Origin of the sequence: Pseudonocardia sp., assembly GCF_050250275.1 — a bacterium.
Taxonomy (GTDB): domain Bacteria; phylum Actinomycetota; class Actinomycetes; order Mycobacteriales; family Pseudonocardiaceae; genus Pseudonocardia.
In genome coordinates this window covers 208,542-230,197 of sequence record NZ_JBFWOY010000004.1, presented here as the reverse complement: position 1 = coordinate 230,197, position 21,656 = coordinate 208,542, and the positions used below count along the sequence as shown (strand labels likewise).

The 21,656-nt window shown below is 69.1% G+C and carries 16 protein-coding genes and 1 pseudogene; 1 reads left to right on the top strand and 16 read right to left on the bottom strand.

All coding sequences use genetic code 11. The features are described from left to right. Positions 1 to 4: 4 nt before the first annotated feature. From rpsS to AB7F12_RS06260, 12 genes and pseudogenes are all read right to left on the bottom strand, one after another. On the bottom strand, positions 5 to 286 hold the full coding sequence (gene rpsS / locus AB7F12_RS06315; protein ID WP_013677461.1) for a 30S ribosomal protein S19: 282 nt from the start codon (positions 284 to 286) through the stop codon (positions 5 to 7). 16 nt (positions 287 to 302) lie between these two features. After that, positions 303 to 1,136 (bottom strand): large ribosomal subunit protein uL2, encoded by an 834-nt coding sequence (rplB, locus tag AB7F12_RS06310; protein WP_428502324.1) that lies wholly within the window; start codon positions 1,134 to 1,136, stop codon positions 303 to 305. A gap of 16 nt (positions 1,137 to 1,152) precedes the next feature. Further along, positions 1,153 to 1,452, bottom strand: coding sequence for a 50S ribosomal protein L23 (rplW, locus tag AB7F12_RS06305; protein ID WP_428502323.1), 300 nt, complete (start codon positions 1,450 to 1,452; stop codon positions 1,153 to 1,155). 275 nt (positions 1,453 to 1,727) lie between these two features. Next, positions 1,728 to 2,384, bottom strand: a pseudogene (gene rplD, locus AB7F12_RS06300) (50S ribosomal protein L4); the annotation flags it as partial. Beyond that, the gene (rplC, locus tag AB7F12_RS06295) at positions 2,384 to 3,037 is read right to left on the bottom strand and encodes a 50S ribosomal protein L3 (protein ID WP_428502322.1); all 654 of its coding nucleotides are present in this window, start codon (positions 3,035 to 3,037) and stop codon (positions 2,384 to 2,386) included. The gene rplC and the pseudogene rplD, both read right to left, overlap by 1 nt. A 13-nt stretch (positions 3,038 to 3,050) precedes the next feature. After that, positions 3,051 to 3,356 (bottom strand): 30S ribosomal protein S10, encoded by a 306-nt coding sequence (rpsJ, locus tag AB7F12_RS06290; protein WP_003938093.1) that lies wholly within the window; start codon positions 3,354 to 3,356, stop codon positions 3,051 to 3,053. 349 nt (positions 3,357 to 3,705) lie between these two features. Beyond that, on the bottom strand, positions 3,706 to 4,899 hold the full coding sequence (tuf, locus tag AB7F12_RS06285) for an elongation factor Tu (RefSeq protein ID WP_428502321.1): 1,194 nt from the start codon (positions 4,897 to 4,899) through the stop codon (positions 3,706 to 3,708). 141 nt (positions 4,900 to 5,040) lie between these two features. Beyond that, positions 5,041 to 7,143: an elongation factor G gene (gene fusA / locus AB7F12_RS06280; RefSeq protein ID WP_428502320.1), complete on the bottom strand. Its 2,103-nt coding sequence runs from the start codon at positions 7,141 to 7,143 to the stop codon at positions 5,041 to 5,043. Between the two features lie 44 nt (positions 7,144 to 7,187). Then, on the bottom strand, positions 7,188 to 7,658 hold the full coding sequence (gene rpsG, locus AB7F12_RS06275; RefSeq protein WP_147113133.1) for a 30S ribosomal protein S7: 471 nt from the start codon (positions 7,656 to 7,658) through the stop codon (positions 7,188 to 7,190). Then, positions 7,658 to 8,032 (bottom strand): 30S ribosomal protein S12, encoded by a 375-nt coding sequence (rpsL, locus tag AB7F12_RS06270; RefSeq protein WP_013677469.1) that lies wholly within the window; start codon positions 8,030 to 8,032, stop codon positions 7,658 to 7,660. Before rpsL ends, rpsG begins: the two co-directional genes overlap by 1 nt. A gap of 803 nt (positions 8,033 to 8,835) precedes the next feature. Continuing rightward, positions 8,836 to 12,738 carry a DNA-directed RNA polymerase subunit beta' gene (locus tag AB7F12_RS06265; RefSeq protein ID WP_428498767.1) on the bottom strand — a complete coding sequence of 1,301 codons (3,903 nt, stop codon included), beginning with the start codon at positions 12,736 to 12,738 and terminating at the stop codon, positions 8,836 to 8,838. Positions 12,739 to 12,781: 43 nt separating this feature from the next. Continuing rightward, complete coding sequence (locus tag AB7F12_RS06260) at positions 12,782 to 16,309, bottom strand: DNA-directed RNA polymerase subunit beta (protein WP_428498768.1); 3,528 nt, start codon at positions 16,307 to 16,309, stop codon at positions 12,782 to 12,784. 687 nt (positions 16,310 to 16,996) lie between these two features. On the opposite strand from AB7F12_RS06260, the gene AB7F12_RS06255 reads away from it, so the two are divergent. Continuing rightward, complete coding sequence (locus AB7F12_RS06255) at positions 16,997 to 18,673, top strand: AMP-binding protein (protein WP_428498769.1); 1,677 nt, start codon at positions 16,997 to 16,999, stop codon at positions 18,671 to 18,673. A gap of 73 nt (positions 18,674 to 18,746) precedes the next feature. Here AB7F12_RS06255 and rplL read toward each other — a convergent pair whose 3' ends face one another. From rplL to AB7F12_RS06235, 4 genes are all read right to left on the bottom strand, one after another. Continuing rightward, positions 18,747 to 19,136 (bottom strand): 50S ribosomal protein L7/L12, encoded by a 390-nt coding sequence (rplL, locus tag AB7F12_RS06250; protein WP_428498770.1) that lies wholly within the window; start codon positions 19,134 to 19,136, stop codon positions 18,747 to 18,749. 62 nt (positions 19,137 to 19,198) lie between these two features. Continuing rightward, positions 19,199 to 19,777, bottom strand: a complete 579-nt coding sequence (gene rplJ / locus AB7F12_RS06245; protein ID WP_428498771.1) for a 50S ribosomal protein L10 — start codon at positions 19,775 to 19,777, stop codon at positions 19,199 to 19,201. A gap of 340 nt (positions 19,778 to 20,117) precedes the next feature. Continuing rightward, complete coding sequence (locus AB7F12_RS06240; protein WP_428498772.1) at positions 20,118 to 20,999, bottom strand: hypothetical protein; 882 nt, start codon at positions 20,997 to 20,999, stop codon at positions 20,118 to 20,120. A 59-nt stretch (positions 21,000 to 21,058) separates the two neighbouring features. Next, entirely contained in the window at positions 21,059 to 21,625 is a 567-nt protein-coding gene (locus AB7F12_RS06235; protein ID WP_428498773.1) for a hypothetical protein, read from the bottom strand. Positions 21,626 to 21,656: the final 31 nt, after the last annotated feature.

Here is a 21,656-nt window from a genome sequence, read left to right as displayed (position 1 = left end):
CCGCTCAGCGCCGACGCGCTTTGCGGTCGTCCTTGATGTGGCCACGGAAGGTCCGCGTGGGCGCGAACTCCCCCAGCTTGTGGCCGACCATCGCGTCCGACACGAACACCGGCACGTGCTTGCGGCCGTCGTGCACCGCAATCGTGTGGCCGATCATGTCGGGGATGATCGTGGACCGCCGGGACCAGGTCCGGATGACGGTCTTCTTGCCCGACTCGTTGAGCGCGTCCACCTTCTTGAGCAGGTGGTCGTCCACGAACGGGCCCTTCTTCAGGCTGCGCGGCATGTCTTTACCTCCCTGCTCAGCGCTTCTTGCCGGTACGACGCCGGCGGACGATCAACTTGTCGGACGGCTTGGTGCGGCGGGTACGCCCCTCGGGCTTGCCGTTGGGGTTGACCGGGTGGCGACCACCGGAGGTCTTGCCCTCACCACCACCGTGCGGGTGGTCGACCGGGTTCATGGCGACACCACGGACGGTCGGGCGCTTGCCCTTCCACCGCATGCGGCCGGCCTTGCCCCAGTTGATGTTGGAGTGCTCGCTGTTGCCGACCTCGCCGACGGTGGCGCGGCAGCGCACGTCGACGTTGCGGATCTCGCCGGACGGCATGCGCAGCTGCGCGTAGGGCCCGTCCTTGGCGACCAGCTGCACGCTCGACCCCGCGGAGCGGGCGATCTTCGCGCCGCCGCCGGGGCGAAGCTCGATCGCGTGCACCACGGTGCCGGTCGGGATGTTGCGCAGCGGCAGGTTGTTCCCGACCTTGATGTCGGACTTCGGCCCCGCCTCGACGACGTCGCCCTGCTTGAGCTTCGCCGGCGCGAGGATGTAGCGCTTCTCGCCGTCCGCGTAGTGCAGCAGCGCGATGCGCGAGGTGCGGTTGGGGTCGTACTCGATGTGCGCGACCTTGGCCGGCACGCCGTCCTTGTCGTTGCGCCGGAAGTCGATCAGCCGGTACGCACGCTTGTGGCCGCCGCCCTGGTGGCGAGCGGTCACCTTGCCGTGCGCGTTGCGCCCGCCCTTGTTGTGCAGGGGACGCAGCAGCGACTTCTCCGGCGTCGAGCGGGTGATCTCGGCGAAGTCCGAGACGCTCGAGCCACGACGACCGGGGGTCGTCGGCTTGTACTTACGGATGCCCATGGGTCAGCTCACTCCCTCAGCTCGCCCGGCCGCCGAACACGTCGATCGCCTTGCTGTCCTCGGACAGCGTGACGATCGCGCGCTTGGTGTCCTTGCGCTTGCCGTAGCCGGCCTTGGAGCGCTTGCGCTTGCCCGGGCGGTTCAGCGTGTTGACGCTGAGAACCTTGACCCCGAACACCTTCTCCACGGCGATCTTGATCTGTGTCTTGTTCGCGTCCGGGCGGACGACGAAGGTGTACTGGCGCTCGTCGAGCAGCCCGTAGCTCTTCTCCGACACCACCGGCGCGAGCAGGATGTCGCGCGGATCGGCGATCACTTGCTCTCCTCCTCAGCAGCCTTGCGCTGTGACGGCGGCAGAGCGAAGCCCGCGGCCTCGGCGTCAGCCGCGGTGGCGAACCACACCTCGGCGACCGTGCGGTCGTAGAAGGCGGAGCCCGGCACGTGGTACAGCTTCGAGTCCTCGTTGCCCTTGATCGGGAAACCCTCGGGCGCGACCGACACGTCGTCGAGCGGCGCGTGGCTGCCCGCTCCGTGCGGGGCGGCATCGCCGTCGGAACCGGCGGACGTGGCCTTCAGCAGGCCGATCTTCGCGGCGCGACGCTTCGACGGCGCGGCAGCGACCGGGCCGGCGAGGAACGCGTCGAGCGACTCCGACGTGAACACGATGTCGTCGTTGACCAGCACGTCGTACGTGTTGAGCTGGTCGGGCGCGATGAGGTGCACCTGCGGCAGGTTGCGCAGGCTCAGCAGGTTCACCGAGTCCTCACGGCCGACGACGACGAGGACGCCGCGTGACGCGGACCCGACGACGGCCTCGAGGGCCTGGCGCGCGGCCTTGGTCGACGGGTTGTCGCCGGCGACGAGGCCGCTGACGACGTGCACCCGGCCGCCACGGGCCCGGTCGGAGAGGGCACCGCGCAGGGCGGCGGCCTTCATCTTCTTCGGGGTCCGCTGCGAGTAGTCGCGCGGCGTGGGGCCGTGGACGACACCGCCGCCGGTGAACTGCGGCGCGCGGACCGAGCCCTGACGGGCGCGGCCGGTGCCCTTCTGGCGGTACGGCTTGCGCCCACCGCCGCGAACCTCACCGCGGGTCTTGGTGCTGTGCGTGCCCTGGCGGGCCGCGGCCTGCTGGGCCACGACGACCTGGTGCATCAGCGGGATGTTCGCCGACACGTCGAAGACGTGGGCGGGCAACTCGACGTTGCCGTCCGTCTTGCCCTCGGCGTTCTTGACGTCGACGGAGCTCATTACTTCGCACCACCCTTCGCGGCCGTCTTGACGACGACGAGGCCGCCGCGCGGACCGGGCACGGCACCCTTGATCAGCAGCAGGCCGCGCTCGGCGTCGACCCGGTGGACGGTCAGGCTCTGGGTGGTGACACGCACCGAACCCATGCGACCGGCCATCCGCAGGCCCTTGAAGACACGACCCGGGGTCGCGCAGCCGCCGATGGAACCCGGCGAGCGGTGCTTGCGCTGGGTGCCGTGGCTGGCGCCGAGGCCCTTGAAGTTGTGCCGCTTCATGACACCGGCGTAGCCCTTGCCCTTGCTGGTGCCGACGACGTCGACCAGGGCGCCGGCCTCGAAGGCCTCGGCGGTGATCTCCTGGCCGAGCGAGTACTCGCCCGCGTCGTTCGTGCGCAGCTCGACGGTGTAGCGCCGCGGCGTGACACCGGCCTTGGTGAAGTGGCCCGTCTCGGGCTTGTTCACCCGGCGCGGGTCGACCGCACCGAAGGCCAGCTGGACCGCGACGTAACCGTCGGTCTCCTGGGTCCGGATCTGGGTCACCACGTTGGGTCCGGCCTGGACCACGGTGACCGGGACGACCCGGTTGTTCTCGTCGAATACCTGGGTCATCCCGAGCTTCTTGCCCAGGATCCCGGTGATCTGCCTGTCAGTCATCGCCTGGTCAGCCCTACTGGATGTTCACGTCGACGCTGGCCGGCAGGTCGATGCGCATGAGCGCGTCGACCGTCTTCGGCGTCGGGTCGAGGATGTCGATCAGCCGCTTGTGCGTGCGCATCTCGAAGTGCTCGCGCGAGTCCTTGTACTTGTGCGGCGAGCGGATGACGCAGTACACGTTCTTCTCGGTCGGCAGCGGCACCGGCCCGACGACCCGGGCACCGGTGCGCGTTACCGTCTCAACGATCTTGCGAGCGGACGCGTCGATTGCCTCGTGGTCGTAGGCCTTGAGCCTGATGCGGATCTTCTGTCCCGCCATGTCCTCGGTCGTCCTCTTCTTCCTACCGCTGCTTCACGGTCCACCGGGTAGCGCCCGCGGAGGAGCCCCGCACCCGCTTTCGTGCCTCTGCGCCGGCGTCGTGTCGACACCGCCATGGGCTCGCGCTCTGTTCAGGTCTCACTCCCTGGGCTCCGGTCCACGAGGTCGGGCGTGTCGCGCTCGTCCTGCAGACCGGTCCCCGGGTCACGTGCATCCACGGGGGATGCTCGAGAGCTTTCTGGGGGCTGGCACCGAACGCGGCGCGCGGGAACAGGTCCCGCGCGCCGCGTTCGACGCGCAACCCGTCAAGGATGCCACACGGCTGTGCGACCTCCCCAACCGGGGGTACTTACTTGTTGATCTTGATGACCTGGCCGGCGCCGACGGTCCGACCACCCTCACGGATGGCGAACTGCAGGCCCTCCTCCATGGCGATCGGCTGGATCAGCGCGACGCTCATGGTGGTGTTGTCACCGGGCATGACCATCTCGGTGCCCGACGGCAGGGTCACGACGCCCGTCACATCCGTGGTACGGAAGTAGAACTGCGGGCGGTAGTTGTTGAAGAACGGCGTGTGCCGGCCACCCTCGTCCTTGGACAGGATGTAGACCTGGCCCTCGAACTCGGTGTGCGGGGTGATCGAGCCCGGCTTCACGACGACCTGGCCGCGCTCGACGTCCTCGCGCTTGATGCCGCGCAGGAGCAGGCCGACGTTCTCACCGGCGCGACCCTCGTCGAGCAGCTTGCGGAACATCTCGACACCGGTGACGGTGGTCGAGGTCGACTTCTCCTTGATACCGACGATCTCGACGGTCTCGTTCACCTTGACGATGCCGCGCTCGATACGACCGGTGACGACCGTGCCGCGACCGGTGATCGTGAAGACGTCCTCGATCGGCATGAGGAACGGCTTGTCGGTGTCGCGCTCGGGCTCCGGGATCGACTCGTCGACCGCGTCCATGAGCTCGAGGAGCTTGGCGGCCCACTCGGCGTCGCCCTCGAGGGCCTTGAGCGCCGAGACGCGCACGATCGGCAGGTCGTCGCCCGGGTACTCCTGCGACGACAGCAGCTCGCGGACCTCCAGCTCGACGAGCTCGAGGATCTCCTCGTCGTCGACCATGTCGGACTTGTTCAGCGCGACCACGATGTAGGGCACGCCGACCTGGCGGGCGAGCAGCACGTGCTCACGCGTCTGGGGCATCGGGCCGTCGGTCGCCGCGACCACCAGGATGGCGCCGTCCATCTGCGCCGCACCGGTGATCATGTTCTTGATGTAGTCGGCGTGACCGGGGCAGTCGACGTGCGCGTAGTGACGCTTCTCGGTCTGGTACTCGACGTGCGCGATCGAGATCGTGATGCCGCGCTGGCGCTCTTCCGGCGCCTTGTCGATCATGTCGAACGCCGAGGCCTCGTTGAGGTCCGGGTACTTGTCGTGCAGAACCTTGGTGATGGCCGCCGTCAGCGTGGTCTTGCCGTGGTCGATGTGACCGATGGTGCCGATGTTGACGTGCGGCTTGGTCCGCTCGAACTTCGCCTTCGCCACTGCAGTGTCCTCCTGGACTGAGTACTTGAGTCCGCCGTGCTGACGGCAGGTCTTGGGGGGTGGAGCCGGGGTCCGGCGCCGTGTGGTGACGGGTGACGAGCCACCGGGCCGCGGACCTTACAGGCCCGCGGCCGGAGCCTCTTACTCGCCCGTCGCCTTCGCGATGATCTCCTTGGCCACGCTGGAGGGAACCTCTGCGTAGGAGTCGAAGACCATCGTGTAGTTGGCCCGGCCCTGGGTCCGCGACCGCAGGTCGCCGACGTAGCCGAACATCTCGGAGAGTGGGACGACCGCCTTGATGACGCGGGCGCCCGCCCGCTCCTCCATGGCCTGAATCTGACCACGGCGGGAGTTCAGGTCGCCGATCACGTCGCCCATGTAGTCCTCGGGCGTGGTGACCTCGACCGCCATCATCGGCTCGAGGATGGCCGGGTCGGCCTTGCGGGCCGCCTCCCTGAGCGCCATCGAGCCGGCGACCTTGAACGCCATTTCCGAGGAGTCGACCTCGTGGTACTGGCCGTCGAGGAGCGTCAGCTTGATGCCCGTCAGCGGGTACCCGGCCAGCACGCCGTACTGCATGGCGTCCTGGGCCCCGGCGTCGACCGACGGGATGTACTCCCGCGGGATGCGACCGCCGCTGACCTTGTTGTCGAACTCGTACAGCGCACCGTCGGCCGTGTTGAGCGGCTCGAGCTTGATGATGACGCGGGCGAACTGACCCGAACCACCGGTCTGCTTCTTGTGCGTGTACTCGTACTTGTCGACCGTCTTGCGGATCGTCTCGCGGTAGGCGACCTGAGGCTTGCCGATGTTGGCCTCGACCTTGTAGTCGCTCTTCATCCGGTTGACGAGCACCTCGAGGTGCAGCTCGCCCATACCCGCCAGGATGGTCTGGCCGGACTCCTGGTCCAGGCTGACCTGGAACGTCGGGTCCTCTTCGGCCAGCTTCTGGATCGCGATGCCCAGCTTCTCCTGGTCGGCCTTGGTCTTCGGCTCGACCGCCACCTGGATGACCGGGTCCGGGAAGGTCATCGACTCGAGCACGATCGGCTGCTGCGGGTCGCAGAGCGTCTCGCCCGTGGTCGTGTCCTTGAGACCGATCACCGCGTAGATGTGACCCACCAGGGCCTCATCGACGGGGTTCTCCTTGTTGGCGTGCATCTGGAAGATCTTCCCGATGCGCTCCTTGCGGTCCTTGGTCGAGTTCACGACCTGCGAACCGGCGGCGACCCGACCCGAGTAGACCCGGATGTAGGTGAGCTTGCCGAAGAACGGGTGCGCGGCGATCTTGAAGGCCAGCGCCGAGAACGGCTCGTCCTTCTCCGGCTTGCGGAACGCCGGGGTCTCGCCGTCGGGCAGCGTGCCCTCGACGGGCGGCAGGTCCGACGGAGCCGGCAGGTAGTCGATCACCGCGTCGAGCATGGGCTGGACGCCTTTGTTCTTGAACGCGGAACCGCACAGCACCGGGTAGGCGATGCGACCGTTCACGATCCGGCGGATGCCGTGCTTGATCTGGTCGACCGTGAGATCCTCGCCACCGAGGTAGAGCTCCATGAGCTCGTCGTCGGTCTCGGCGACGGCCTCGACCAGCGCGGTGCGGTACTCCGCGGCCTTCTCGACGAGATCGGCCGGGATCTCCTCGATCGCGTAGTCCTCGCCCTTCTGGACGTCCCCGCGCCAGGTCAGCGCGCGCATCTCGACGAGGTCGACGACTCCGATGAAGTCGTTCTCCGCGCCGATCGGCAGCTGCAGCGGCAGCGGCGTGGCACCCAGACGGTCCTTGATGGTGCTCACGGTGAAGTAGAAGTCCGCACCGAGCTTGTCCATCTTGTTGACGAAGCAGATGCGCGGGACGTCGTACTTGGTGGCCTGCCGCCAGACCTGCTCGGACTGCGGCTCGACCCCCTCCTTGCCGTCGAAGACCGCGACCGCGCCGTCGAGCACCCGGAGGTTGCGCTCCACCTCGACGGTGAAGTCGACGTGCCCGGGGGTGTCGATGATGTTGATCTGGTGGTCTTTCCAGAAGCAGGTCGTCGCGGCAGACGTGATCGTGATGCCGCGCTTCTGCTCCTCCTCCATCCAGTCCATCGTGGCCGCGCCGTCGTGGACCTCACCGATCTTGTAGTTGATCCCGGTGTAGTACAGGATCCGCTCGGTGGTGGTGGTCTTACCGGCGTCGATGTGAGCCATGATGCCGATGTTGCGGACCTTGGTGAGGTCCGTCAGCACGTCCTGTGCTGCCACTGCTCAGCTCTCCCTAGACCAGGTTGGCGCGGACGGTCGGCCCGTCACCAGCGGTAGTGGGCGAAGGCCTTGTTCGACTCCGCCATCTTGTGCATGTCCTCGCGCCGCTTGACGCTGGCGCCGAGGCCGTTGCTCGCGTCGAGAAGCTCGTTCATGAGTCGCTCGACCATGGTCTTCTCGCGGCGCTGGCCGGCGTAGGACACCAGCCAGCGCAGGCCCAGCGTCGTCTGCCGGGTCGCGCGGACCTCGACCGGGACCTGGTAGGTCGCGCCACCGACACGGCGGCTGCGGACCTCGAGGGCCGGCTTCACGTTGTCCAGCGCGCGCTTCAGCGTCACGACGGGGTCGGTGCCGGTCTTCTCCCGGGTGCCCTCGAGCGCGGCGTACACGATGCGCTCGGCGAGGGAGCGCTTGCCGTCCTTGAGGACCTTGTTCACCAGCTGGGTGACCAGCGGCGAGCTGAACACGGGGTCGGAGACCAACGGCCGCTTCGGGGCGGGACCCTTGCGGGGCATCAGCTCTTCTCCTTCTTCGCGCCGTACCGGCTGCGAGCCTGCTTGCGGTTCTTCACGCCCTGCGTGTCGAGCGAACCGCGGACGATCTTGTAGCGAACGCCGGGCAGGTCCTTCACACGGCCGCCGCGAACGAGCACGATGCTGTGCTCCTGCAGGTTGTGGCCCTCACCCGGGATGTAGGCCGTGACCTCGATCAGGCTGGACAGGCGGACGCGGGCGACCTTGCGCAGCGCGGAGTTCGGCTTCTTGGGGGTCGTCGTGTACACGCGCGTGCAGACCCCGCGGCGCTGGGGGCTGCCCTTGAGCGCGGCGGTCTTGGTCTTGGCGACCTTGTCCTGGCGGCCCTTGCGGACCAGCTGCTGGATCGTGGGCATGGACCGTGTGCTTCTTCCCGTCGGCGTGCTCGGCTGTACTTGCTCGTTCTGCCCGGGGCACGGAGAGCCTGCGGCTTCCGTATCCCGAGGTCGGGCGTGTCGCGCTCGGTGAACCCCACTCCAGGGCGGGGAAACCCTGACGGGAGTCCGAGCGGCCGTGGCTGGACCGATCGGCACTGCCAGAACCCCTGGGGGCCGGCGCGCCGGGACGACAGCACACGGAGCTACCCGACCATGGTCGAGCGCAAGACAACAGAGTACCCGCCCTCTGACGAGAGGGTCAAAACGGGTCCGATGTGGCGACCGTCGGTCCCCGCAGCGTGCCCGAGGACCGCGGTCCTCGCAAGCCGACTCACCCGCTCGCCGCTCGCGAACGTCCGTTCGTCGCACCTCAGAACCTGCAGATCCCCTGCTGTCCTTGTGCACAACGCACGCACGAAGCCAGGGATTCCCGATCACCGGCCGGATCCACACGGCGATGCGACACCGCGGTGAACCCGCGCGTCCAGGGCGGGCGGCGATCCGGCCCCCGCAGCGGGTGGACGCCGCAGCCGTTGGTGGACAACGGGTTCCGGCCCAACGGGCCTTCGACACCCACGCGGACTGCATCGGAACAGCCCGGAAACGCCGGACGGGGCCGGACACCGCCACGGGAGAGCAGTGTCCGGCCCCGTCCGGGACCGTCCTCGGGGCGGGGCCCACCGTCGCGGGCCCCGTCACGACATCCGAGGAGCGTGCCGAGGAGTCCGGACCGGTGCTGCGACGCGCGGGCGTCGCAGCGGCCGGAACTCCCCGGCACCCTCCTAGCGGAAGTCGCGCCCGAAGTCGTAGTCGTCCAGCGGCACCGCGGCACCGGTGCCCGTGCCGAACACGTCGGGGCTGTAGTAGCCGTCGTCGTAGTTCGGCAGCGCGTAGGCGGCCGCGCGGGCCTCCTCCGTCGGCTGGACCTGGATGTTGCGGTACCTGCCGATACCCGTACCAGCCGGGATCAGCTTGCCGATGATCACGTTCTCCTTCAGCCCGACGAGCTTGTCGCGCTTGCCGTTGATCGCGGCATCGGTGAGGATGCGGGTGGTCTCCTGGAACGAGGCCGCGGACAGCCACGACTCCGTGGCCAGCGAGGCCTTCGTGATCCCCATGAGCACCGGACGGCCGGAGGCCGGCTCGTTGCCCTCGGCGACCACCCGACGGTTCTCCGACTCGAACTCGCCACGCTCGGCGAGCGCGCCCGGCAGGAACTCCGTCGCACCCGAGTCGATGATCGTCACCCGGCGCAGCATCTGCCGGACGATGACCTCGATGTGCTTGTCGTGGATGTCCACGCTCTGCGTGCGGTACACCTTCTGGACCTCCGCCACGAGGTGCAGCTGCACCTCGCGCGGGCCCATGACACGCAGCACCTCGTGCGGGTCGGCCGTGCCCTCGAGGAGCAACTGGCCCACGTGCACGTGGTCGCCGTCGGCCAGCGGACGCTCCTGGCCGTCGACCGTGGTCATGGCCAGCCACTGCCGCTTGGACAGCTTCTCGTAGACGATCTCCTCGCCCCCGTCGTCCGGGGTGAGGGTGATCTTCCAGAACCGGTCGCCGTCCTCGATGCGGATGCGGCCGTCGACGTCGGCGATCGGTGCCTTGCCCTTGGGGACCCGGGCCTCGAAGAGCTCGGTGACACGGGGCAGACCGGTCGTGATGTCGTCGCCCGCGACGCCACCCTGGTGGAACGTACGCATCGTCAGCTGCGTGCCGGGCTCACCGATCGACTGCGCGGCGACGATACCGACGGCCTCGCCCACGTCGACCAGCTTGCCGGTGGCCATGGAGCGGCCGTAGCACGTGGCGCAGATGCCGGTGGCCGACTCGCAGGTCAGGGCGCTGCGCACCTTGATCCTGCGGACGCCGGCCGCGACCAGCGCCTCGAGGGCCGGGTCGCCGAGGTCGCCGCCGCGAGCGACGATCACCTCGCCGTCGGGGCCCACGACCTCTTCCGCCGAGCAGCGCGCGTACACCGACGTGCGGATGTAGCGGTGCGGGATGAGCGTGCCGTCGCTGGTCTCCTCGGTGACGGTCATGGCGACCGAACGCGAGGTGCCGCAGTCGATCTCGCGGACGATGACGTCCTGCGACACGTCGACCAGACGACGGGTGAGGTAGCCCGAGTCGGCGGTCCGCAGCGCGGTGTCCGCCAGACCCTTGCGGGTGCCGTGCGTGGAGATGAAGTACTCCAGCACCGACAGGCCCTCACGGAAGTTGGCCTTGATCGGGCGGGGGATGTACTCACCCTTGGGGTTCGCGACCAGACCACGCATACCGGCGAGCTGCCGGACCTGGGTCATGTTGCCCGCGGCCCCGGACTTCACGATCGTGGGGATCGGGTTGTCCTCGGGGAAGTTGTCCTCCATGGCCTTGGCGACCTCTTCGGACGCCTGGGTCCAGATCTTGACCATCTCGTCGTTGCGCTCCTGGTGGCTGAGTGCACCACGCTGGTAACGCTTGTTGACCTGGTCGGCCTTGGCCTCGTAGCCGTCGAGGATCTCCTGCTTGTTGGGCGGGACCACGACGTCGGAGATCGCCATCGTGACGCCGGACCGGGTGGCCCAGTAGAAGCCGGCGTCCTTGAGGCGGTCGAGGCACTGCGCGACCTCGGTCATCGAGTACCGCTCGGCCAGGTCGTTGATGATCGCGGCCTGACGCTTCTTGGGCAGCGGCTCGTTGACGAACGGGTACCCGGCCGGGAGCAGCTCGTTGAAGAGCACGCGACCCAGCGTCGTCTCCGCCAGCCAGACCTCGCCCTCGGGCACCTCGATACCGGGGATCGGCTCCACCCCGGGGAGCCGGATCTTGATCGGCGCCTGCAGGTGGAGGACCTTGCGGTCGTAGGCCATGATCGCCTCGGCGACCGAGCCGTAGACGTTCCCGGCCCCGAACGCGTCCTTGCGCTCGCGGCTCAGGTGGTAGAGCCCGGTGACCATGTCCAGACGCGGCATGGCGAGCGGACGACCCGACGCGGGCGAGAGGATGTTGTTGCTCGAGAGCATCAGCACCCGGGCCTCGGACTGCGCCTCGGCCGACAGCGGCAGGTGCACCGCCATCTGGTCACCGTCGAAGTCCGCGTTGAACGCCTCACAGACCAGCGGGTGCAGCTGGATGGCCTTGCCCTCGACCAGCTGCGGCTCGAAGGCCTGGATACCCAGGCGGTGCAGGGTCGGCGCGCGGTTGAGCAGCACCGGGTGCTCGGAGATGACCTCTTCGAGCACGTCCCACACCTGCGAACGGCCACGCTCGACCATCCGCTTGGCGGACTTGATGTTCTGCGCGTGGTTGAGATCCACGAGCCGCTTCATCACGAAGGGCTTGAAGAGCTCCAGCGCCATCTGCTTGGGCAGACCGCACTGGTGCAGCTTCAGCTGCGGGCCGACGACGATGACCGAACGGCCCGAGTAGTCGACACGCTTGCCGAGCAGGTTCTGACGGAACCGGCCCTGCTTGCCCTTGAGCAGGTCGGACAGCGACTTGAGCGGGCGGTTGCCCGGCCCCGTCACCGGCCGGCCGCGGCGGCCGTTGTCGAACAGCGCGTCGACGGCCTCCTGCAGCATCCGCTTCTCGTTGTTGACGATGATCTCGGGGGCGCCGAGGTCGATCAGTCGCTTGAGGCGGTTGTTGCGGTTGATGACCCGGCGGTACAGGTCGTTGAGGTCCGACGTCGCGAAGCGGCCACCGTCGAGCTGCACCATGGGGCGCAGGTCCGGCGGGATGACCGGGACGCAGTCGAGCACCATCCCCATGGGGCTGTTGCCCGTCATCTGGAACGCGGCGACGACCTTGAGGCGCTTGAGGGCGCGGAGCTTCTTCTGCCCCTTGCCGCTGCGGATGGTCTCCCGCAGGTTCTCGGCCTCGGCCGGGATGTCGAAGTTCTGCAGCAGGGTCTGGATCGCCTCGGCGCCCATGGACCCGGTGAAGTAGTCGCCGTAGCGGTCGTAGAGCTCGCGGTAGAGCCCCTCATCGGCGATCAGCTGCTGCACGTCGAGCTTGGAGAACGTCGTCCAGATCTCGTCGAGCCGGTCCAGCTCGCGCTGCGCCCGGTCACGGAGCTGGCGCATCTCGCGCTCGCCACCCTCCTTGACCTTGCGGCGGACGTCGCTCTTCGCACCCTCGGCCTCGAGCTCGGCCAGGTCGCCCTCGAGCTTCTGGGCCCGGGCCTCCAGGTCGGCGTCGCGGCGCTGCTCGACCTTCTTGCGCTCGACGGTCATCTCGTTCTCGAGCGTCGACAGGTCGTTGTGGCGCAGCTCGGCGTTCACCGAGGTGATCACGTACGCGGCGAAGTAGATGATCTTCTCGAGGTCCTTGGGCGCCAGGTCGAGCAGGTAGCCCAACCGGCTGGGGACGCCCTTGAAGTACCAGATGTGCGTGACGGGAGCGGCCAGCTCGATGTGGCCCATCCGCTCACGACGCACCTTGGCGCGAGTGACCTCGACGCCGCAGCGCTCACAGATGATGCCCTTGAAGCGGACGCGCTTGTACTTGCCGCAGTAGCACTCCCAGTCGCGGGTCGGACCGAAGATCTTCTCGCAGAAGAGCCCGTCCTTCTCCGGCTTCAGGGTGCGGTAGTTGATGGTCTCCGGCTTCTTGACCTCGCCGTGCGACCACTGGCGGATGTCCTCGGCGGTGGCCAGGCCGATGCGCAGCTCGTCGAAGAAGTTGACGTCGAGCACTATGTGAGTCCTCTGTTCCTTCGTTACTCGGCTCTGGGCAGGGTCAGTTGACGACGTCGTCGACGGTCATCGAGTCGGAGCCCGGACGGCTGGACAGGTTGATGCCCAGGTTCGCCGCGGCCCGCTCGAGGTCCTCGTCGTCGGTGTCGCGCATCTCGATGGCCGCACCGTCGCTGGACAGCACCTCGACGTTCAGGCACAGCGACTGAAGTTCCTTCAGCAGCACCTTGAACGACTCCGGGATGCCCGGCTCGGGGATGTTCTCCCCCTTGACGATGGCCTCGTAGACCTTGACCCGGCCCACCACGTCGTCCGACTTGATGGTGAGCAGCTCCTGCAGCGTGTATGCCGCGCCGTAGGCCTGCATCGCCCAGCACTCCATCTCACCGAAGCGCTGGCCACCGAACTGGGCCTTACCGCCGAGCGGCTGCTGGGTGATCATCGAGTACGGACCGGTGGAGCGAGCGTGGATCTTGTCGTCCACCAGGTGCGCCAGCTTCAGGATGTACATGTAGCCGACAGCAACCGGGAACGGGTACGGCTCGCCCGAACGCCCGTCCAGCAGCTGCGCCTTGCCGTCCGGGCCGACCATGCGGTCGCCGTCGCGGTTGGGCAGCGTGGACGCGAGCAGGCCGGTGATCTCCTGCTCCTTGGCACCGTCGAACACCGGCGTGGCCGTGTTCGTGTTCGGCGCGACGGAGTAGAGCTCGTCGGGCATCTTCGACGCCCAGTCGGGCCTGCCCTCGATCTCCCACCCGGACTTGGCGATCCACCCGAGGTGGGTCTCCAGGACCTGGCCGATGTTCATACGACGCGGGACACCGTGGGTGTTGAGGATGATGTCGACCGGGGTGCCGTCGGGCAGGAAGGGCATGTCCTCGGCGGGCAGGATCTTGCCGATGACGCCCTTGTTGCCGTGGCGGCCGGCGAGCTTGTCGCCGTCCTGGATCTTGCGCTTCTGGGCGACGTAGACCCGGACCAGCTCGTTGACGCCGGGGGCCAGCTCGTCGTCGTCGTCGCGGGAGAAGACCCGGATGCCGATGACCTTGCCGTTCTCGCCGTGCGGCACCTTCAGCGACGTGTCGCGCACCTCGCGCGCCTTCTCGCCGAAGATCGCACGGAGCAGGCGCTCCTCCGGGGTCAGCTCGGTCTCGCCCTTGGGCGTGACCTTGCCGACCAGGATGTCGCCGGGCTGGACCTCGGCGCCGATCCGGATGATGCCGCGCTCGTCGAGGTCGGCCAGGACCTCCTCGGAGACGTTCGGGATGTCCCGGGTGATCTCCTCGGCGCCCAGCTTGGTGTCGCGGGCGTCGATCTCGTGCTCCTCGATGTGGATCGACGTCAAGACGTCGTCCTGCACCAGGCGCTGCGAGAGGATGATCGCGTCCTCGTAGTTGTGGCCCTCCCACGGCATGATCGCCACGAGCAGGTTCTTGCCGAGCGCCATCTCGCCGTTCTCGGTGCAGGGACCGTCGGCCAGGACCTGCCCGACCTCGACCCGCTGCCCCTCGTCGACGATGGGCTTCTGGTTGTTGCAGGTGCCCTGGTTCGACCGGCGGAACTTGTTGAGCCGGTACGTCTGGCGGGTGCCCTCGTCGGCCATGACGGTGATGTAGTCGGCGCACAGCTCCTCGACCACACCGGCCTTCTCGGCCACGAGCACGTCGCCGGCGTCGACCGCGGCACGCAGCTCCATGCCCGTACCGACGAGCGGGGACTCGCTGCGCAGCAGCGGGACCGACTGACGCTGCATGTTCGCGCCCATCAGGGCGCGGTTCGCGTCGTCGTGCTCGAGGAACGGGATCAGGGCCGTCGCGACCGACACCATCTGGCGCGGCGAGACGTCGATGTACTCGACGCCTGCCGGGGTGATGTAGTCGACCTCGCCGCCCTTGCGGCGCACCAGGACGCGCTCCTCGGTGAAGGAGCCGTCGTCGTTGAGCGGCGCGTTGGCCTGCGCGACGACGTAGCGGTCCTCCTCGTCGGCGGTCAGGTAGTCGATCTGCTCCGTCACGACACCGTCGACGACCTTGCGGTACGGGGTCTGGATGAAGCCGAACGGGTTGACCTGCGCGAACGTGGAGAGCGAGCCGATCAGGCCGATGTTCGGGCCTTCAGGGGTCTCGATCGGACACATGCGGCCGTAGTGCGACGGGTGCACGTCGCGGACCTCGAAGCCGGCCCGCTCACGCGACAGACCACCCGGGCCCAGCGCGGACAGACGCCGCTTGTGCGTCAGGCCGGCCAGCGGGTTGTGCTGGTCCATGAACTGCGACAGCTGCGAGGTGCCGAAGAACTCCTTGATCGCGGCCACGACGGGCCGGATGTTGATCAGGGTCTGCGGCGTGATCGCCTCGACGTCCTGCGTCGTCATCCGCTCACGGACCACGCGCTCCATCCGGGACAGGCCGACGCGGACCTGGTTCTGGATGAGCTCGCCGACGGTACGCAGGCGGCGGTTGCCGAAGTGGTCGATGTCGTCGGTCTCGACGGGGACGGTCTCCCCGGGGATGCCCGCCGCACCGGTGCCACCGCCGGGCATCGAGGTCTCACCGGCGTGCAGCCGGACGAGGTACTCGATGGTCGTGGCGATGTCCTCCTCGGTCAGCGTGCCGACCGAGTTCTCGATGGCCAGGCCCAGCTTCTTGTTGGCCTTGTACCGGCCGACCTTGGCCAGGTCGTAGCGCTTGTCCTTGAAGAACAGGTTCTCCAGCAGGGTCTGCGCGCTCTCCCGCGTGGGCGGCTCGCCCGGACGCAGCTTGCGGTAGATGTCGAGCAGCGCCTCGTCCTGCCCGGCGGTGTGGTCCTTCTCCAACGTCGCCATGATCGTCTCGGAGAACCCGAAACGCTCCTGGATCTGCTCGTTGGTCCAGCCCAGCGCCTTCAGCAGCACCGTGACCGGCTGCCGGCGCTTGCGGTCGATACGGACACCGACGGTGTCGCGCTTGTCGACGTCGAACTCGAGCCACGCCCCGCGGCTCGGGATGATCTTGACCGAGTAGACGTCCTTCTCGGTGGTCTTGTCGATGGCGTGGTCGAAGTACACGCCGGGCGACCGCACGAGCTGCGACACGACGACGCGCTCGGTGCCGTTGATGATGAACGTGCCCTTGTCGGTCATCACGGGGAAGTCACCCATGAACACCGTCTGGCTCTTGATCTCGCCAGTGGTGTTGTTGGTGAACTCCGCCGTGACGAACAGCGGGGCGCCGTAGGTCATGTCCTTGTCCCGGCACTCCTCGACGGAGGCCTTGACCTCGTCGAAGCGCGGGTCCGAGAACGACAGGGACATGGAGCCGGAGAAGTCCTCGATCGGAGAAATCTCCGTGAGGATCTCCTCGAGACCACCGGCCGGGCTCTCGTCGCCGGCGTCGATTCGACGCTGGAACCAGTTCTCGCTCCCGATCAGCCATTCGAACGACTGGATCTGGAGGTCGAGCAGGTCGGGCACCTCGAGCGGTTCGCGGATCTTCGCGAACGACACCCGGGTCGGCGCACCCGGGAAACTCGGGTTGGCCGAGACGGCGGAGCCGGGGGTCGCAGTGGTCACGGTGGCGCGGGAGACAGCCAAGATGCGTCCTTCCGAGAACTACGCTCTCGTCTGGCGTACACCGGGCCTCAGGCGCTACCGTCTGCTCGGTCCGTCCGGGCGGGAGGTCCGGACAGGCGATCGTCGGGCTGGGTCGAGGATCGATGGACGCCGTCTGTGTTGTCGACGCGACGCCTCTGGCCAGGCTCCGTATCCGCGGCCGGGACCACCCCTGATGGGGGAGACTCTCGACAGCGCGCACACGTCACCTGGGCGGAGGCAGCGCAAAGAGGCAGTCTAGCCGCAAACGCAGCCGCTGTCGAGATGGGTATCCGAGCCTCGCGGCTAGGGAACCATCGAGACCTAAGAGTGACCTGACAGGCGCACCGAGTCAAGGCTCTACCCGTCGGTAAGTGGTCTGTTTCGCCCGACGACCGGCACCGGGCCCCGCCGAGCGGTGCGCCGGGCTGCAGCGTTCCCGCCTGCGACAACCCCTCGTGGAGGCGGTACGACCGCCCGCCTGGTCGACCCCCGGCGCAACCCTACCGCTCGTCCGAGCGACGGGCGGTACACCCGGGCGTCGCGGCCGCGCCGTGGTCACGCAGCGCGACGGGACCCAGCTTGACACCGCAACAGGGCCCGACTGACGATCGGCCGCACGGCCGATGCAGGTGCATCAGCCGCTCCGGACGGCGCCGCCGTGGACGCCGCCGAGTGCGAAGGAGCCAGATGACCGCGTACGCCGACACACCGTGGACAGCGCTCTACGAGCCGGGGAAGCCGCACACTGTCACGGCCGGGTACGCCGACGCGCTGAGCATGTTCCGCGGGGGCGTCGAGGCAGACCCCGACGGCATCGCGATCCACTACTTCGACGGCAGCCTCACCCGACGCGACGTCGACACCCTGTCCGACGCCTTCGCCTGCGCACTGCTCGACGCGGGCGTCGAACGCGGCGGCCGGGTCGCCCTCTACCTGCAGAACGTGCCCCAGTTCGTCATCGGGCTCGTCGGCATCTGGAAGGCCGGCGCCGTCGCCGTCTCGGTCAACCCGATGAACCGCGAGCGCGAGGTCGAGCTGCTGCTGGGCGACTCCGGGGCGACCGTCCTCGTGACGCTGGAGTCGCTCTACCGCGACGTCGCCGCATCGGTCGTGGAGCGCACCCCGGTCCGCACCGTCATCACCACCTCGGAGCTGGAGTTCCAGTCCCGCAACGACTCCCGCCTCTTCGCGGGCGTCACCCGCATCCCCGCGAAGGAACAGCCCGCCCCCGCAGGGGTGTCCGTCGTGGACCTCGCGGAGCTGCTGGAGCGCTTCCGCGACGCCACCCCTCCCCCGGTCTCGCTCGCGGCCGACGACGTCGCGATGCTCACCTACACCTCCGGCACCACCGGACCGCCCAAGGGCGCCATGAACGGCCACGCCAACATGACGTTCAACGCCGAGGCCTTCCGGCAGTGGTGCTCCATCGGTCCCGGCGACGTCGTCTACGGCGTCGCGCCGCTGTTCCACATCACCGGACTGGTCGCCGGCATCGCGCTGTCCATGCTCACCGGCGCGCCCCTGGTGCTGTTCCACCGCTTCGAGCCCGGCGTGGCCGTCGACGCCCTCCGGGAACACCGGCCCACGTTCACGGTCGCGTCGATCACCGTCTACATCGCGCTCATGAACGCCGAGGGAACCACCGCCGACGACTTCTCGTCGATGACGAAGCTGTGGTCGGGCGGGGCCCCCATCCCACCGTCCACGGTCGAGGCGTTCCGACGCCGGTTCGGCCGCTACATCCACAACATCTACGGCCTCACCGAGACCACCTCACCCACGCACGCCGTCCCGCTGGGCGCCTCCGCCCCCGTCGACGACGCGTCCGGGGCCCTGTCGGTGGGGCTCCCCTGGTTCGACACCGGCTGCCGCATCGTCGGCGACGACGGGCAGGAGCTGCCGCCGGGCGAGGTCGGCGAGATCGCGATCCGCGGGCCCCAGGTGGTCTCCGGGTACTGGGGCAAGCCCGAGGAGACGGCGCGGACGTTCCCGGACGGCGAGCTGCGCACCGGCGACGTCGGCTACATGGACGCCCAGGGCTGGTTCTACATCGTCGACCGCAAGAAGGACCAGATCAACGCCGGCGGGTACAAGGTGTGGCCCCGCGAGGTCGAGGACGTCCTCTACGAGCACGAGGCCGTCCGTGAGGCCGCCGTCGTCGGTGTTCCCGACGAGTACCGCGGCGAGACCGTCAAGGCCTTCGTGAGCCTGCGCCCCGGGCACGACGTGACCCCCGCCGAGCTCATCGCGTTCGCCAAGGCGCGGATGGCCGCCTACAAGTACCCGCGCCAGGTCGAGGTGCTCGACGAGATCCCCAAGACCGCGTCGGGCAAGCTGCTGCGCCGCGAGCTGCGCGGCCGCTGACCACCACCCCCACGAAGGCCGAAGGGCGGCACCGGAACCCGGTGCCGCCCTTCGGCGGTGAAGCGGTACGACGTCAGCTCAGGCTGACCTTCGCGCCGGCCTCCTCGAGCTTCGCCTTGGCGGCCTCGGCGGCGTCCTTGGCGACACCCTCGAGGATCGGCTTCGGGGCCGACTCGACGAGGTCCTTGGCCTCCTTGAGGCCCAGGCCCGAGACGAGCTCGCGGACGACCTTGATGACCTGGATCTTCTTGTCACCGGCGGCGTCGAGGACGACGTTGAACTCGTCCTTCTCGGCCTCGGCCTCGGCCGGGGCACCGGCGGGGCCGGCAGCGGCGGCGACGGCGACCGGGGCGGCCGCGGTGACCTCGAAGGTCTCCTCGAACTTCTTGACGAACTCCGACAGCTCGATGAGCGTGAGCTCCTTGAACGCGTCGAGCAGGTCGTCGGTGGACAGCTTCGCCATTGTCGGCTCTCTTTCTCGGTTACAGCTACGGGTGGGGTGATCGGCTCTCGCCGGTCACCGAGTTACTCGGACGCCTCGGCGGCGTCGGACTCGCTCGCGGCCTCGGCGGCGGGGGCTTCCCCACCCTCGGCGGCACGCTTGTCGGCGAGCGCCTGCGCGAGACGCGCGACCTGCGACGCGGGCGCCGCGAACAGGCCGGCGGCCTTCGCGAGGTTGCCCTTCATCGCGCCGGCCAGCTTGGCCAGCAGGACCTCGCGGGACTCCAGGTCGGCCAGCTGGTTGACCTCGGCGACGGTCAGCGGGCGACCGTCCATGAAGCCGCCCTTGATGACCATGCCCTGGTTCGCCTTGGCGAAGTCGCGCAGCGCCTTGGCCGCGTCGACCGGCTCGCCCTTGACGAAGGCGATGGCCGTCGGGCCGGTGAGCAGCGCGTCGAGGCCCTCGACGCCCGCATCCGCGGCCGCCCGCTTCACCAGGGTGTTCTTGGCAACGCGGAACGTGGCGTCCGGGCCGAGCGAGCGGCGCAGCTCGGAAAGCTGTGCCACGGTGAGGCCGCGGTACTCGGTGACCACCGAGGCGGTCGCGCCCCGGAACCGGTTGGCGATCTCGTCGACCGCCTCGACCTTGTCGGGTCGTGCCATTCCTGTGCCTCCTCTCGGTGTCGGTGCGATCCACCGCCTCCGACTCCCGGGGTAACGACGAACGCCCCGGCGCAGAAGCGCACGGGGCGTGGGGGCACAACGGCCCGTAACCTCGTCCTCCTGCGCGGGTCGCCCGTGTGCACGGGACCTTCGTACGGTTCCGGGACATCTGCCCCGGCCCCGCAGACCTGCGGTCTTCGGTGGAACCGTCGTCGAGGGTACGCGCCGGGCCGCGGACCCCGCGGACCGGGGTACCGGCGAAGACCCCGCGCGCAACCTCACGGTTCCGTCGGCGCCCCCGGACGACCGTGAGGTTGCGCCCGGGCCCTCGCTCACCGGGTCAGAGGACCTGCACGTCCGCGATCTTCCAGACGCCGTCGACCAGCTTGCCCGTGACCGTCAGCCGGCCCGCCGACGCGGCCTGGGTCTGCCCGTCGCTCGCCGCGGCCCTGGTCGCCTGCTGGTCGACGAACACGACCGCGACCGCGGTGTCGCCGTGGACCTCGCGGACGGCGATCTGGGAGATGGTCGCGGTGACGACGGCCTGCTGCTGCGTGCCGAGGGTCCGGACCTGCTCGAACAGCGTGTCGTAGGCGGCCCGGAAGTCGGGGGTGATGACGTCGCGGGCGGCCTTCTCGTTCTGGTCGAGCCGGGTGTAGTCGAAGGAGTAGACCTTCTTCACCGCGTCACCGAGCTGCTGGGACACCTGGGCGGTGGTGGCCACGTCGACGAGCGCGGTGTTCTCGGCCGCCGCCGAGTGCGCGGTGCGCCACCAGGAGACACCCAGGAAGGCGGCGGCACCGAACAGCAGGACGGCGACGGCCGCGACGAGCACCGTCGCCTTGCGGGTGGTGGCGACGGGCAACCGGTCCAGGAACGAGCCCTTGCCGGGCGCTCCCCCGCCGTCGGTGTGGTCGTCCGCGGCCGGCGGCTCGTCCGCCGCGAGAGCCTCGGGAGCCTCCTCGACGACCTCGGGCGCCTCGGCCTGCTCGGGCGCTTCGGCCTTCTCTGGTGCCTCCGTGGGCCGCGCGCGGGGCGGCAGGACCGCGGCGACACCGCGCGGGCGGGATGGGCGGCGGGTCGGCGCGGTGCGGCCGGGCCCGCCGTCGGCCTCGGGCTCCTCGGCACGCACGTCGCGGTCGCGCTCGTCGCTCGCGCGCGGGGTGGTGCCGGCGGGGACGCGCCCGGCGACGCGGGGGCGGCGGCGGTGGGTCGGGGGCATGTCGGTGACCTCCTGGGAGTCGGTCGACCTCGGGGACCGGGACGGGGCGCGGGACCGGCTCAGCCGGTCGCGCCGCCGACCGGGGCGATCTTGACGACCTTCCAGCCGTCGTCGGTGCGCTTCATCTGCATCTGGAGGCGCTGCCGGGTGGGCGGGGTCTTGCCGCCGTCGTCGAGGGCCACGTCCATGCCGACGATCACCCGGGCGGTGCCGGCCCGCTCGTCGAGCTCACCGACGGCGGCGTCGGTGACGGTGCCGTGCGCGCTCGCCGGGAACTGCCCGATCATCTGCGCGTACTGGTCGTGGCTGGTGCGGAACTCGTCGAGCTGGGCGTCGGTGGCGACGGACTCCCAACGGGCCAGGGTGGCGTTCGGGTCGTTCTTGTCCACCGAGGTGACCGTGGCCGCGGCCTGCCGGGCGGCGACGAGCGCGGCGTCGCGGTCCTCGGCGACGCGGGTGGTGGCGCTGGTGGCGGCGACGATCCACAGCACCCCGGTGACGAGCACCAGCACGGCGCCGAGGACGACGGCGATCGAGAGGCCGCGGCGGAGGCCGGCCGACGGTGCCGCCACGGCGGGCGTGTCGGCGGAACCGGGAGAGGGTCGTTCCGGGGCGTGCGTCGTCATCGGGCACTCCATCCGGCGGCGGGGAGCCGGC

Coding starts and splice junctions, on each gene's coding strand:
- AB7F12_RS06235 (WP_428498773.1), bottom strand. CDS start 21,625: ATGACGACGCACGCCCCGGAACGACCCTCTCCCGGTTCCGCCGACACG.
- rplJ (WP_428498771.1), bottom strand. CDS start 19,777: ATGGCACGACCCGACAAGGTCGAGGCGGTCGACGAGATCGCCAACCGG.
- rplL (WP_428498770.1), bottom strand. CDS start 19,136: ATGGCGAAGCTGTCCACCGACGACCTGCTCGACGCGTTCAAGGAGCTC.
- AB7F12_RS06240 (WP_428498772.1), bottom strand. CDS start 20,999: ATGCCCCCGACCCACCGCCGCCGCCCCCGCGTCGCCGGGCGCGTCCCC.
- rpsL (WP_013677469.1), bottom strand. CDS start 8,032: ATGCCCACGATCCAGCAGCTGGTCCGCAAGGGCCGCCAGGACAAGGTC.
- AB7F12_RS06255 (WP_428498769.1), top strand. CDS start 16,997: ATGACCGCGTACGCCGACACACCGTGGACAGCGCTCTACGAGCCGGGG.
- rplC (WP_428502322.1), bottom strand. CDS start 3,037: ATGACTGACAGGCAGATCACCGGGATCCTGGGCAAGAAGCTCGGGATG.
- rplB (WP_428502324.1), bottom strand. CDS start 1,136: ATGGGCATCCGTAAGTACAAGCCGACGACCCCCGGTCGTCGTGGCTCG.
- rpsS (WP_013677461.1), bottom strand. CDS start 286: ATGCCGCGCAGCCTGAAGAAGGGCCCGTTCGTGGACGACCACCTGCTC.
- rpsJ (WP_003938093.1), bottom strand. CDS start 3,356: ATGGCGGGACAGAAGATCCGCATCAGGCTCAAGGCCTACGACCACGAG.
- rpsG (WP_147113133.1), bottom strand. CDS start 7,658: ATGCCCCGCAAGGGTCCCGCCCCGAAGCGGCCGTTGGTCTCCGACCCC.